The organism is Paenibacillus rubinfantis (assembly GCF_001486505.1).
Taxonomy (GTDB): Bacteria; Bacillota; Bacilli; order Paenibacillales; family Paenibacillaceae; genus Fontibacillus; species Fontibacillus rubinfantis.
Genome location: NZ_LN909064.1, coordinates 585,375 through 598,587, shown reverse-complemented (window position 1 = coordinate 598,587; position 13,213 = coordinate 585,375). Strand labels below are relative to the sequence as shown.

At 52.2% G+C, this 13,213-nt stretch carries 15 protein-coding genes and 1 riboswitch; of the genes, 7 read left to right on the top strand and 8 right to left on the bottom strand.

Annotated elements, in window-relative coordinates:
• Positions 1-15 precede the first annotated feature (15 nt).
• The 3 genes from BN3277_RS10940 to BN3277_RS10930 are packed head-to-tail and all read left to right on the top strand — an operon-like array spanning position 16 to position 2,148.
• A complete protein-coding gene (locus tag BN3277_RS10940; RefSeq protein ID WP_059042522.1) occupies positions 16-939 on the top strand; it encodes an AraC family transcriptional regulator in 924 nt (307 codons plus the stop codon).
• 38 nt (positions 940-977) lie between these two features.
• Positions 978-1,412 carry a hypothetical protein gene (locus BN3277_RS10935; RefSeq protein ID WP_059042520.1) on the top strand — a complete coding sequence of 145 codons (435 nt, stop codon included), beginning with the start codon at positions 978-980 and terminating at the stop codon, positions 1,410-1,412.
• Positions 1,413-1,437: 25 nt separating this feature from the next.
• The gene (locus tag BN3277_RS10930) at positions 1,438-2,148 is read left to right on the top strand and encodes an AIM24 family protein (RefSeq protein WP_059042518.1); all 711 of its coding nucleotides are present in this window, start codon (positions 1,438-1,440) and stop codon (positions 2,146-2,148) included.
• Between the two features lie 61 nt (positions 2,149-2,209).
• Here BN3277_RS10930 and BN3277_RS10925 read toward each other — a convergent pair whose 3' ends face one another.
• The 4 genes from BN3277_RS10925 to BN3277_RS10910 form a co-directional block, all read right to left on the bottom strand.
• Positions 2,210-3,943 carry a methyl-accepting chemotaxis protein gene (locus BN3277_RS10925; RefSeq protein WP_059042515.1) on the bottom strand — a complete coding sequence of 578 codons (1,734 nt, stop codon included), beginning with the start codon at positions 3,941-3,943 and terminating at the stop codon, positions 2,210-2,212.
• 26 nt (positions 3,944-3,969) lie between these two features.
• Positions 3,970-4,461, bottom strand: a complete 492-nt coding sequence (locus BN3277_RS10920; protein ID WP_059042514.1) for a chemotaxis protein CheW — start codon at positions 4,459-4,461, stop codon at positions 3,970-3,972.
• A 301-nt stretch (positions 4,462-4,762) separates the two neighbouring features.
• Positions 4,763-4,847: riboswitch (cyclic di-GMP riboswitch) on the bottom strand.
• A gap of 138 nt (positions 4,848-4,985) precedes the next feature.
• Positions 4,986-6,128: a phosphodiester glycosidase family protein gene (locus BN3277_RS10915; RefSeq protein WP_059042512.1), complete on the bottom strand. Its 1,143-nt coding sequence runs from the start codon at positions 6,126-6,128 to the stop codon at positions 4,986-4,988.
• 126 nt (positions 6,129-6,254) lie between these two features.
• The gene (locus BN3277_RS10910; protein WP_059042510.1) at positions 6,255-7,043 is read right to left on the bottom strand and encodes a sulfite exporter TauE/SafE family protein; all 789 of its coding nucleotides are present in this window, start codon (positions 7,041-7,043) and stop codon (positions 6,255-6,257) included.
• A gap of 120 nt (positions 7,044-7,163) precedes the next feature.
• Between BN3277_RS10910 and BN3277_RS25050 the strand changes: the two genes are divergently transcribed.
• A complete protein-coding gene (locus tag BN3277_RS25050; protein ID WP_232436385.1) occupies positions 7,164-7,346 on the top strand; it encodes a hypothetical protein in 183 nt (60 codons plus the stop codon).
• Between the two features lie 43 nt (positions 7,347-7,389).
• Here BN3277_RS25050 and BN3277_RS10905 read toward each other — a convergent pair whose 3' ends face one another.
• The 4 genes from BN3277_RS10905 to BN3277_RS10890 form a co-directional block, all read right to left on the bottom strand.
• On the bottom strand, positions 7,390-7,797 hold the full coding sequence (locus BN3277_RS10905; RefSeq protein WP_059042507.1) for a rhodanese-like domain-containing protein: 408 nt from the start codon (positions 7,795-7,797) through the stop codon (positions 7,390-7,392).
• A 5-nt stretch (positions 7,798-7,802) separates the two neighbouring features.
• Positions 7,803-8,114: a rhodanese-like domain-containing protein gene (locus tag BN3277_RS10900; protein ID WP_059042505.1), complete on the bottom strand. Its 312-nt coding sequence runs from the start codon at positions 8,112-8,114 to the stop codon at positions 7,803-7,805.
• A 22-nt stretch (positions 8,115-8,136) separates the two neighbouring features.
• On the bottom strand, positions 8,137-8,409 hold the full coding sequence (locus BN3277_RS10895) for a metal-sensitive transcriptional regulator (RefSeq protein ID WP_059042503.1): 273 nt from the start codon (positions 8,407-8,409) through the stop codon (positions 8,137-8,139).
• Positions 8,410-8,581: 172 nt separating this feature from the next.
• Entirely contained in the window at positions 8,582-9,856 is a 1,275-nt protein-coding gene (locus BN3277_RS10890) for an ABC transporter substrate-binding protein (protein ID WP_059042501.1), read from the bottom strand.
• Between the two features lie 486 nt (positions 9,857-10,342).
• On the opposite strand from BN3277_RS10890, the gene BN3277_RS10885 reads away from it, so the two are divergent.
• From BN3277_RS10885 to BN3277_RS10875, 3 genes are all read left to right on the top strand, one after another.
• On the top strand, positions 10,343-11,401 hold the full coding sequence (locus BN3277_RS10885; RefSeq protein ID WP_059042499.1) for a LacI family DNA-binding transcriptional regulator: 1,059 nt from the start codon (positions 10,343-10,345) through the stop codon (positions 11,399-11,401).
• A gap of 102 nt (positions 11,402-11,503) precedes the next feature.
• On the top strand, positions 11,504-12,373 hold the full coding sequence (locus BN3277_RS10880; protein WP_059042498.1) for a carbohydrate ABC transporter permease: 870 nt from the start codon (positions 11,504-11,506) through the stop codon (positions 12,371-12,373).
• A complete protein-coding gene (locus tag BN3277_RS10875) occupies positions 12,370-13,191 on the top strand; it encodes a carbohydrate ABC transporter permease (protein WP_059042495.1) in 822 nt (273 codons plus the stop codon). Before BN3277_RS10880 ends, BN3277_RS10875 begins: the two co-directional genes overlap by 4 nt.
• Positions 13,192-13,213: the final 22 nt, after the last annotated feature.

The following is a 13,213-nucleotide window of genomic DNA, read 5'->3' as shown; positions in this document are numbered from 1 at the left end:
AGGAGCTGGTATCCTTTGCCTCCGTTCATCGAATTTATCGCGCCCCCTCTGCCCCATTACATCGTCAGCGGCTCGGCGGTGATCCCGGTAGGCGGAAAGCATCCCAGCCGGCAAAATATCGGCGCCTTCGACCTTCTGGTCGTCGAGCATGGGCGTTTATTTATCGGAGAGGAAGACCGTCATTATGAGGTGACGGCCGGTCATGCGCTGATCCTTCGTCCGGATTGCTATCACTATGCGCTGGAAGGTTGCCGGGAAGACACGCTGCACCATTGGCTGCATTTTCAGTTGATGGGCGATTGGCGAATCATTGAAGGGGAAGAATATCGGCATTGCGGTTGCAGTCTGCCGGATAGGGACATGCTTAGTGCGATCTCCCTGCCCCCGTTCACGGCCACCTCTTATACGGTCCCCCTGCCCCAATATGCAAAGCTGACTCAACCGCAGAAAATCATCACCTTGCTGAACGAGCTAACCGATTTAAACCGGGACATCCATTTGGACAGTGTGCGGCTGCGTCAGCAGGCTCTTTTTCAAAACGTCATCGTAGAGTTATCGGCCTCATCAACCCAGGCTGGACTTCCTCCACAGTCGGCTTGCGCCGAGAAGGCGGCCTCCTATCTGCGCGAGCATTATGATGAGCCTTTTTCCGCACAAAAGCTGGGGGAAAGCATCAATTTCCACCCGGTCTACATCGCTCGTTGCATGCAAAAGGTGTTCGGTTGCTCCCCCGCCGTTTATTTGCAACGCCTGCGGATTGAACAGGCCAAGCTGCTGCTCCTGCAAACCGACCTGACGATCGAACGGATCGCCGAGCAAGTTGGCTTTAACCAAGCTGCTTATTTCACGGCCTGCTTCAGCAAGATCGAAGGCATGTCCCCGCGAAAATATCGTCAACGCTTCATTTGGAACCAACCTGATCCATCGGAAACTTTTTAAATGAAACTAACGTAATAGTGATGAGGAGGTGGGGAATCATGAGATGGATCCGGAGCCGGATCATCGCTTTGGCTTCAACGGCTTTCTTCGCTGGAGCATTGTTCCTGGCTGGCACCAACCAAGCCGAAGCGGGTTATTTCAACGATCTTATGGACGGCGTCAAGGAGCTGTCGCAGCTCCCTTCCGAAGTGAATGCATTAAAAGCCGACTATGCGGCGACGGTGGACAAGCTGGAGCAGGCCCAAGGCGCACTGACGGAAACCCAGGACGCATTGGAAGTGTTCCGGCTGCAAAACGAGCAGCTGATGGAGCGCAACCGAGAGTTATCCGCAACCGTTCACGCCTTAACCGAAGCCCAGCAAGCCAGGGACGCCAACGCGCGCAAGATGCGCATCCTTGTCATAACGGCCGCCGGGTTGTTTGCCGGATATTTTATCCTGCTTCGGGTGATTCGTTTTGCTCTTCGACGTTAAGACCCCGAACAGGAGGTAGATTAAAATGGACCTGCACGAGCATCACGATTCTTCCACGGTGGGTGGACAAGCCGTTACATTTGATTTGCTACCCGGAGAGCGACTTCATATCCTGCACCCCAGCCAGGTGATCGCATACCGCGGCCCCGCCGCGTTACGCAGCGACAAGCTGCTGGACGTCAAAGGGATCTACCGCAAGCGCAGACTGATCCGCTCCGATTACAGCGGGCCTTGCCAGCTTGTGGCCGCGTTTCCTCCCTCGATCGGACTCAAGACGTTAAGGCTGGTGGAGGACAGCGATTGGCTGTACGACTTCCGCCAGCTCTTCTACTATACGGAGGGCATCCAAATGGAAACCCGCATCCTCAGTATGAAGAACATGATGATCACACGTGACGCGGTGAAGGTGAAGTTCACCGGTCAAGGGCAAATCGGCGTGCTGACCCAGGGGCAAGTCCTGGAACTCCCACTTCATCCGGAGGAGCCTCTTTACGTCGAAGCCGGCCGGGTGTTAGCTTATCCCGAGAATGCCAAGCTGGAACTGTCGGTTTACGGCAACCACTTAGCCAGCCAGCATATGCGGTATCAATGGAAAATCACGGGGAACGGTTCGATTCTGATCCAATCCGGCGGCGCCGGAAGCCAGGAGCTGGAGCGCGACCTGCAGGCGGAGGACGGTATCGTGCGGCGTTTTCTGCGCGAAGCGCTTCCCTTCGGAGGGGTTTTTATCAAATAAAAAGAGGCCAAGCAAGGGAGCACTTCATTCCCCGGCTCGGCCTTTCCTTATCTTCCGGTGCTTAGTACTTTCCGAACTCCCGGTCGCTCAAGACGATCCTCCCGCCCCGGGGGGCTGCGGAGTTCCCTCCCGCCGCTTGGGATTCCGCCGCATAGCTTTCGCGGTTCTTCTCGGACATTTGCCCCAGCATGCGCAGTACATCCGGATGGATCTCCTCACTGCCCCTCAGCGCCTTTGGAAAATGGCCTTTCCGCAGGTTAAACCGTTCGACTTGCTCCCGCAGCAAATCGGCTTGGCTGGACAACTCTTCGCTCGCTGCCGCCCCTTCTTCCGAAGTGGCGGAATTCGCCTGAATGACCTGAGAGACCTGCAGGATTCCTTGGTTGATCTGGCTCACGCCCGCCGACTGCTCTCCCGATGCGGTGGCGATATCGCCTACCAAATTGGCCACCTTTTCCACGTCACACACGATCGCCTTCAACGCTGCAGCCGTATCGTTGGCGATTTTTGTTCCATCCTCCACCTTACGAACCGAATTTTCGATCATCCCTGTGGTCTCTTTGGCCGCATTAGCCGAACGAGCCGCCAGGTTCCGTACCTCCTCCGCGACTACGGCAAATCCCTTTCCGTGCTGACCGGCTCGGGCGGCCTCCACCGCTGCGTTTAAAGCCAGAATGTTCGTTTGGAAGGCGATTTCGTCAATAACCTTGATGATCCGCGAGATGCTCTCCGAGGCGGTATTGATACCGTCCATGGCTTTCAGCATTTCGCTCATTTGCTCACTGCCCATCGTGGCGTTTGATCTCGTTTGCTCGGCCAACTGGTTGGCCAGCGCTGCATTATCGGCGTTCAACTTCGTTTGGGATGCGATTTCCTCGATAGAGGCGGACAGTTGCTCGATCGAGCTGGCTTGTTCGGTAGCTCCTTGAGCTAAGGCGACGCTGACATCCGATACCTGCTTCGATCCGGAAGCCACCTGCTCGGAAGCGGCCTGAATATGTGTCATGACTTCGTTCAGATTATCCGTCATCTTACGGAACGAGGAAGCCAACACACCGATTTCATCCCGATGGGCGTTGACGATCTCCACATCCAGATCCCCGTTAGCGATTCTCTCCGCAGCCGTCATCAAGTGGGTAACCGGCTTGCTGATCATCCGGGAAATGAGAATTCCCAGGAGCACCGCTACGATGATCGAGATCAGCACGATCGCCAGCATGGTGTTTATGGTCCGATCGGATTGCGATGTTAAGTCGCTTGATAATTGCTGCCCATGCGTTCGCTTCTCATCGAACAAGTGGTCAATATCTGCGGCAACCTCATTGATAATTGGAGTTCCCACCCTGTAAAACTGCTCGGTGGCCGCTTCCCGTTGTCCAGACCGCACCATTTGCACCACCTGATCCTCTAAGCTGGAATAGGCGGCAAGATTCTCCTTCAATTCGGCAAATACGGTGCGCGTCGTTTCGGTATGGATTTTCGCCTCAAACTTGGTTAATCCAGCAGAAATCTGCTTGTCCAGTTCGGCTAGCTTTTGCAAGTATCCATCGATTTCCTGGTCATCTGTACTGATCAACACATCCCGGATGGTTGCCCGCGTATCATTAAACATCATGCCCACTTCGCCGATGTCCCCAATCGGAATGCCGTAATCCGTAAAAAGCTCGCTGTAGTCCTGATCTATATTATGGATGTTCCAAAGCCCTACGAATCCAACCACTCCCGCTAGAAGAGCGACCAGAACGAAAGAACTAATTAATTTTTTGCTGATTTTCATGTTGTAAATCCATTTCATACGACGATTCCTCCATGTTGATAGATTCAGTTAGATGCTCCAGCTATGACCAAGTGCTCGTTGATCAGTCGATGGCAATCCAGCAGGAGCAACATCGCACCGCTAGGCTTGCCGACCCCCGCCACAAAACGGCTCTCCCCGTTCCGAATATCCGGAGGCGGCACGATGTCTTCAGCAGGGATGGACATGACTTCCGCCACTCTGTCGACGATCAGTCCAACCGCTACCTCCTTAAGCTCGACAACAATGATGCAGGTACGATCGGAATACGCACGGGGGGGCAAACCAAAGCGAACCCGCACATCCATCACCGGGATCACCGTTCCCCGTAAGTTGATGATGCCGCGAATGTAATCTGGCATTTGAGGCACTGCAGTGATCGGCTGAATCCCGATGATCTCGGTGACGTATTGGATCTCGATTCCGTATTGCTCCCGCTCCACCTGGAAAGTTAAGTACTTGTCCCGGAGAGAATCGTGGAACAGCCCTTCTTCCTCCCCATTCCATGGATCGGCCATCTCATCATCTCCTTGTTTTCTTAATTCTCCCTGTTTTTCGCTATGTACCTCATGCCGCGGCACCCTGTACCGCGCTGTTCTATCCCCAAGTTAAAACAAAATCTCCCCTTCTCATGCTTTAAGGCGGCAAGTTATCATTAAGGTCTTCATGATGTCGGAAGGCTGATAGTCGTGCGCATGATCGGGAAGATTTCATATGAGGCGAACATATTGTTATATCGTGGACAAATATACATTTTCTTTCATGAATTCGACAAAAAAACAGACTTCACCTATGCCGGTTGGGTCTGATTCTAACCGTCCGGGTAGCTGGCTGACATGTTCCTAGAACTTTAGTCCCTATAGCTTTGCGTCCTTACCTTTCGGCAAGTTTGCCTTTTTCCATGAGAGTATGCATTTATCTATCCTTTATCTATTTCGGCAAATCCAAGAAAAAAATGAAGACTTTTTTCCCTGATTTTAAAATAAATCTAGTCAAAAAGTCCTCATTGTTAAAAATATTTAGTTCCTTCGTATGAGCGGAATCACTTTTTCCCCGGATCGATATCCTGCGGGCGGAGACCTTCCCAAATGTTCGGGATGGTTACCTTGGATGGGTCATCAAAGACAAGAAAGGCGGTTGGCAGATAGCGTTCTCCGTATTCGGAAGAAGGCTTGTTGACGATATCCCCGCCTTCCTTCACCAAGACGGTAGACGAGCCGCCGTCTAAATTGGCGGCGATCACCGCTCCGTGATCCAACATGACTTGCTGGACATCGTACAGGCTGGCGCCGATGCTATAGCCCGGCTGGCGCCCGTCGATGACGACGAACAGGATGGCGCCGTCCTCGCGTTGGCCCATCGCCGTTCGCGGCGCGATTCCCCAGCCTTCTTTTTGACTGCGGATCTGTCCTTTGCCGTTGACGATAATTCTCGGCTGGAACGTCACGGCCTCCTGAATGCCCAGCTTATCCAGTTCCTCGAGCGTGTATTTGCCCGCGATCATTTTCCCTTGCTTGTCCAGACCCACGATCTGCGTCGCCGCGCCTGAGCTGATGCCATTGTAATACAGCTTCCCTTGCGAAATCACCACCCCGATAGGCTTAAAGCCGTTGCCTTTCCAGTTCGGGTCGGCAAATCCGCCGCCGTTTACTCCAGCGAGGGCTCCGGTTCGCTTCACCATACTGGAGACCTTCTCTCCCTTGCCTCGTTTCGCCGGCACACCTAAACGGATTTTGGTTGGATCGTTAACGGTCATCACGTACCCATGATAGCCGCTCCCCGAAACTTCCTCGACTTCAACAAGCGGCTTCTTTACTGGCGTATCTTCCTTGTCTGGGTTCGATAAGTCGATCGTATGGGTGTCCTTCTCCGTTCCCATCTGTTCGAATCGAGCCTGGTAAGCAGCCACCCGCTTATCCAGTTCGGCCTGCCCGATGATATATTTCGCCCAGTGGCGATGCTGCGTCGTAATCAACGTGTCGGCCATCAAATATCGCATATTGTTACCGGACGGGGTGAAGAACAGCCAGATCAAGCCAGCCGTTCCGATCAGCATCATCGCGATAACAAACCGGGAAAACATATAGAAAAATCCACGCTTCCGCCGTTTCTTGACGGACGCGCGTTTCTTAGCACCCGTTCTCCTCTTCACCGACGCGCGGCTGGGTAATGTAGGCGTTGGCATGATGAATGTCTCTCCCCTTGCTCTCTAATATAGCTTGCTGTACATTTAACGTTCATTCTAGTCCGAAAGTTTCATCCCCACGCGAAGGGCCCGCGATCGCATCAATCTTGATCACGGGCCCTATTCTTATAGCAGCGACCACCAAATCTTCACCGCAGTGAAGGCGATGATTGCCACCAATCCGTAGCGAAGGTATTTTACGCTGATTTTAGCTCCGATCCGGGCACCCAGCGGAGCCCCGGCCAGACTCCCAAGGATGGTATACAGCACCGGCTCCAAAGGGAGCGGCATTGTTGCGACTTTACCAACCACACCTCCGACGGCGGAGAACAAGACGATGGCAAGCGACGAGGCGATTGCGGTGCGCGGAGGGATGTTCAGGATCGTCAACATGACAGGAATCAGCATAAAAGCCCCTCCCGCACCAACTACGCCGGAAGCGAGACCAATTATTAACGCCGCAGCCATAGCGATTAGGCGGTTAAAGGAAAGGGGTTCCGCTTTGCTCTCCGGCACTCCGCGGTTTGGGATCAACATCAGCACAACGGCAACCGCCGCGAGAATACCGTATACAAGGTTGATGACCTCGCTTGCCAGATAACCTGAAACCAGCCCGCCGAGCAGACTCCCAACCAAGGTGCTGCCACCCATGTAAAGGACAAGTCCTTTATGGATACCGCCGCCTTGCGTAGTTCTCCGTCGGAAAGCCAGCACACCGGATAAGGAAGCAAACAGCACCTGAAACATGCTGATCGAGGAGACCTCCTGTCCGCTGAAATGGGCCACCCCCAACGCCGCTGGAACAAATAGCAGCAACGGATAATTGATAATCGCTCCGCCAATGCCTAACAGTCCGGAAAAAAACGAACCCACCAGCCCTAAAACAAACATCACCGCAAACAGCAAAATGTCCATGCTCCCCTTCGACTCCTGTCTAATAGCCCCCGTGCCGTTCCCCTATCGTTCCTCTGTACTTCCGGGCGAGTAACCGCTATAATAAATACCAAGTAAACTTATCAGAAATAGGTGATGATCTTGCGAGCCACTTTGAAGAAACTGTTCGAAAGCCGCTGCCCCAATTGCAGCCAGCCGCTGGTATCCGAACGGGACGCCGATCGTTCTTTAAAGACTTGTCCGCAATGCCACTATAAGGAAGAAACGTATCTTTCCCTGGGCGTCACCGTCATTTACAATGAGACTCGAAATGAATTCAAATAAAACACTGCGTTTTCTATCGTAACACACCTAAAACCCGCCTGCATCAGCAGGCGGGTTTCTTCTCCAAACAGGGTTGTAACGCCGCCTTGATTCGGCACACTTCCCCACGCAAGGCGTAAATCTCCCGGAATCCGCGTCTTCTCAGGATCCGGGCCGCTTTCATCGCCGCAAATCGGCGATCCGTGAGAATGAGGACCGGATCCGCAGGCGAAAGCTCTCTATCCCATACAAACGGCAGCCGACCTAACGAAATGTTGATCGTTCCGTCCAGGTGGCACTCCTCATAATAGGATGCGTCCCGGACATCCAGCTTCTTCGTCTGCGGCGGAAGGTCGAGCCCGCATGCGGCCCTTGCCTCCACGAACTTCAGGCCCGGGACAGGCCATATCAACTGCAGCACATATCCGCTTATCGTGGCGACAAGCAACAGTCCTCCGACCATGATCAGCATGTTGGTCACTCCACTTCATCTTGCCAGGTCATCATCCCGCCGAGCAGGTTAACGACGTTGTAGCCTCTTTCGCCAAGCAGCTCACACGCCAAGCTGCTGCGTCCGCCGCTGCGGCAGACAACGATCAGCTCTTCCTGGGGATCCAGCTCCGCGTGCCGCTCCGGCAGCTGACCCAGCGGGATATGCTTCGCCCCGGGAATATGGCCTTCGGCCCATTCGAGCGGCTCGCGCACATCAAGCACATTTACCGGTTCGCCCCGTTTTATTCGCGTTGCCAATTCGGCTGAAGTGATTTCCTTTTCTGGCTTAAACGCCATGTGTATCGTCTCCTTCTTTATATTAACGACTCTTGACCAGCAGCTCGACGGCTTCCTTCACCAAATGTTCGGTGTCGCCCCCCTTGGCCTGTTCCTCCAAGATGCACTGCTGCAGGTTATCCGCTACGATCTGCGCCATCGCTTTATCCGCCGCGCTCCGCACTGCGGACAATTGGCTCACGACCTCCTTGCAGGGCTTCCCTTCGTCCATCATCCGAAGCACGCCGCGCACCTGGCCTTCAATTCGTTTCAAGCGTCGTTTAACTTCTTCCGCATAATTATGATCTTCCGTCATGTCCCGCACTCCTTTCCCTAACCCTTCGGTGCCTGTGCCTGACATCTAATCTAGATACCCCCACGGGTATTCATTATAGTGAGGAATCTCACGAAAATCAACCCGGCGTACCCGCAACAAAAAAGAGGGCAGGAACCTAGTCCCCGCCCTCTTGCACTTCACGATAACTTATTTATTTCCGATCCGCGACTTTATCCCACTCCGCATCCATTTGCTTCAGGTAAGCATCGATATCTTTCTTATGCAGGAAGTCTTGGACAATGGCATCTAGCTTCATGGCACCAGGAACATAATGGTCCGCAAAGTCGGAGATTTGCCCGGCCGCAAATGCCTCTTTGAAGCCGTCCATGATTGGATCGCTTTGCGATACCCCGGTGATGGCCGGGAATGCCTTTTGCTCATCGATGTATTGCTGTACGTTTTCCGGTTCCAACAGGAATTGGACAAACTTCGCAGCTTCTTCCGGATGTTTCGTGTTTTTAGCAATGGTCAGCAACGTGTCTACGCCGGAAATGACTTTGTTCTTGGCAGCGTCATTTGTAGCCGGCAACGGGAATACGCCAAGCTCGATCGACGGGTTGGCCTTCTGAATTTCCGGAATCGCCCATACCCCTTGCAGATACATCGCCGACTCGCCTTTAGCGAACGCGGTGTTGCCATCGCTGTAGCCCTTGCCGTAAATATCCTTTTGACCGTATTCCAGGAGCTTCAATTGCTTCTCTGCCACTTCTTTAAAGGCGTCGGCGAACTTCACCGAACCCTCCTGGCGTTGTTTGAAGATCTCGGTCCCTACAATGCTTGGCTCCAAGGCATTAAACGGGACAAGCACGGTCCATGAATCCTTGTAAGTCAGGTAAAAGGCGTTCTTTCCGTCCGCTTTAAACTTCTCGGCTACGGCGATGAACTCGTCCCAAGTTTTGGGTACCTCTACGCCGGCTTCCGCAAAGATCGCTTTGTTATAGATCACGCCGCTGGCGTTTGCGGAGAATGGAATGCCGTTAATGACCTCGGCTCCCGTCAAGTCGTTCATCATCTGGATGTATGCCGGTTGAATCGATGCGAGCAGCGGGTCCCCGGTTAAATCCTTGAACATGCCCCCAGCGGCCAACGATTTATAAGCATCCGTTGCGCCCATCCCTACAACGTCCGGAATATCGTTTTTGGCTGCTCTCGTCTTCAGTACCGTTTCCGCATCCGGCGGGTTGACCTGGGTGACCTTGATATTCGGGTTCGCTTCGTTAAACTTCGCGACAAGCTTGTCAAACGTCTCTTTTGCTTCGGTCTTATTTTGGAAAAATTCGATCTCTACCTTTTTCCCGGAACTTGCGGTTCCGTTTCCAGATGCTGCCCCCGCGTTACTTCCTTCACTATTTCCACCATTGCCGCATGCGCTAAGCAAGGACATGGCCAACAGGCCTGCTAATACAGGTGCTACGATTTTTTTCATTGTTTGAATCCCCCTGATCCTTAATTTTTTTGGACTGAGAATTGATAAAAAGAAGATGGACGTAAACGTTTACGTTTTCGACGTAAATAGTCTGCGATTGCCGTTGCAAGAGCCCCTGTCTCCTAACATTCATGATGTTTCGTCGAACCTCGCCCGGCTTGTGGCTTCACCTCTTTGCATGGTGTTGAACTCAACGGTACTTTGAAGGTAAACGTTTACGAACTACTCGTACCTGATCCGTTAAATTCCCGATACCTCTCGAACCTTATCGAACGTAAACGCTTACCTAGAATATATCGCCGGGTTATTTGTTTGTCAATCCTCTTTTCAACTTGGAAATATTTCTTCCCCGTCCAACCCCACCTTATCCCAAAAACAACGTTGACAAATAAATGCCGCCGATCTAAGATTTGAGTAAGCGTTTACGTATGTTCGATATCCTTCCCTAATCGGTTCCAAATTTATAGCGAATGAGGCGGAAATAGGATGAATCCAACCATCAAGGATGTCGCGAAAAAGGCGAATGTCTCTATCGCCACCGTATCCCGCGTACTCAATCATTTGCCAGGGTATTCGGATCGGACGAAAGCCAAGGTGTACAAGGCCATTGAGGAAATCGGTTATCAGCCCAATGCCATTGCCCGCGGCCTAATCAACAAAAAGACCCATACGATCGGCGTGATGTTTCCGACGGTCTCCAGCCTCTTCTCTTCCGAGATTCTCCGCGGAGTCGAAGATTTGGCGCAAAACAACGGCTACAGCGTTATGGTCTGCAATACCGATTCGGACGGAAAGAGAACGCTGAAATACTTGCAAGTCTTGCGGGAAAAACAGGTCGACGGCCTGATATTTTCCAGTGAAGTGCTGAAGGAAGAGTATTATCAGACCCTGCAGCAAATGCAGATCCCGTATGTATTGGTCTCGACGGAATGCCGTTACGACAACGTTCCGTATATCAAGGTTGATGATTTTCAAGCCGCTTATGATGCCGTGGAGTACCTCATCGGTTTCGGCCATCGAAAAATCGCCCTGCTCAGCGGGACGAAACATGACATGATCGCGGGCTTGCCCCGGATTGAAGGGTATAAAAAAGCCCTGGAGCATCATGGGATCCCGGTGAACGACGCCTATATCGTTTATGGTGATTTCCTCTTTGAGGTAGGATATAACGCGATGGGAGAGCTCTTAGCGAAGGCGCCGGATATCACCGCCATATTTGCAGCCAGCGACGAAATGGCGATCGCTGCGATCTCTGTAGCTGCCAAACACGGGATTAAGGTACCCGACGAGTTGTCCATCATCGGCTATGATGATCTTAAGTTGGCCCGAATGTCGGTCCCTCCTTTGACGACCGTTCGCCAACCGCTGTATGACATGGGCAATCTGGCCTGTCAAAAGCTGATTCGCATGATCACAACGGAAGAACCCGAAAGCAGCGTTATTATGGATCACTTCATTATCGAAAGGCAAACGGTTAGGCCGTTAGGTCCTAATCCCCCTGACCGGCTGCCCTTCTTTCGAAGAACGTTAGCGGATAGGATCTAACCCATCGTCTTAAAGCCGCTCACGTTTTTATTTGCCTGTTACGTAAACGTTTACTACCATTCATTATCCAAGGATCGATCATTATTTTGAGGAGGAAAACCCATGACCAAACGCCGCGCGGCCTTTTATTGGATGACTTTGCCCGCTCTCCTGCTATTTTTTACGTTCCACACGTATCCGGCCCTTCAAGGCATCTTTTATGCCTTTACGAACTGGGACGGCTTTAGCAGCGGGTATGAGTTCATCGGCCTGAAAAATTTCATCAATGTATTTAAAGATTCCAACGTGCTGGATGCCTACATTTTTACATTCAAGTATGCCATTGCAGCAACCGTACTTATCAACGTCCTGAGCTTATTGATTGCGCTGGGACTGAACGCCAAGATCAAAGCCAAGAACTTCTTCCGCGGTTTTTACTTTCTTCCCAACGTCCTTGGCGTACTGATCATCGGTTACATTTTTAACTATCTGTTCTCTAATGTCTTTCCTGTCTGGGGCGAAAAGCTGGGCAGTGATTTGTTATCAACGAACCTTCTGGGGAACCCGGATTGGGCCTGGATCGGCATCGTTTTTGTCGGCGTATGGCAAGCTGTTGCTTATAACACGATTCTTTACTTGGCCGGGCTCCAAACGATTCCGACGGATCTGTATGAAGCCTCCAGCCTAGATGGCGCCTCGAAATGGCAGGAGTTCTGGAAAATCACCTTCCCGATGCTCGCTTCGTTCTTTACCATCAACATGGTGCTGGCTATGAAAGGCGGGCTGATGGTATTCGACCAAATCGTCGCACTCACCGGAGGCGGACCGGGTACGGCAACCCGTTCGATTGCCCTGCTGATTTATCAAGGCGGATTTACCGGCGGCGAATTTGCTTACCAATCGGCGAATGCCGTCATCTACTTCATCGTGATCGTCGCGATTTCTCTGTTCCAAATTAAAGTTCTGCAAAGACGGGAGTTGGATCAACTATGAAAAAGAAAACCAATTGGCTTGCGACGCTGCTCATTGCGCTTGGCTCCCTTTTCATTTTGTTCCCGCTTTATATGACGGTCAGCATCGCCCTGAAAAATCCGGAAGAGATGGCGGAGTCCCTCTTCGCGTTGCCAACCGGCCTTCATTTTAGCAATTTCTCGCGGGCGATCGAAGCCACCAACTTCTTTCAGGCTCTGGGGAACAGCTTTGCGGTTACGGCCGTTTCGGTGGTTTTTATCCTGTTGACGAATTCCCTGGTCTCTTACGCGATTGCCCGCAACATGAACCGCAAGTTCTTTAAAGGCCTATACCTGTACTTTATCAGCGCCATGTTTATTCCGTTTCAAATCATCATGCTTCCCGTCGTAAAAGTCACCACCGATCTTAGCATGAACAACATTCCGGGCTTGATCATCCTGTACATCGTTTATGGCCTGCCGTTTAACGTGTTCGTTTATGTCGGTTACATTCGCTCGGTGCCGATTGAGTTAGAGGAAGCGGCCCGAGTAGACGGCACCTCCACCTGGGGGACTTTCTGGCGGATCATTTTCCCGCTGCTAGCGCCGATCAGCGCTACGGTGGCGATTCTGTCCAGTTTGTCGGCATGGAACGATTTCCTGCTTCCGCTCATCCTGCTGGCCGAACCCACTCAGTACACCTTGCCGCTCGTGCAATACGTGTTCCAGGGGCAATTCAGCACGGATTACAACCTGGCGTTCGCTTCTTACTTACTGGCGCTGCTGCCGATGGTGGTCGTGTACCTGTTCTTGCAAAAATGGATTATCAACGGCATTACGCAAGGGGCGATCAAAGCCTAGGTCCGCTAGGATTGAACGGTTC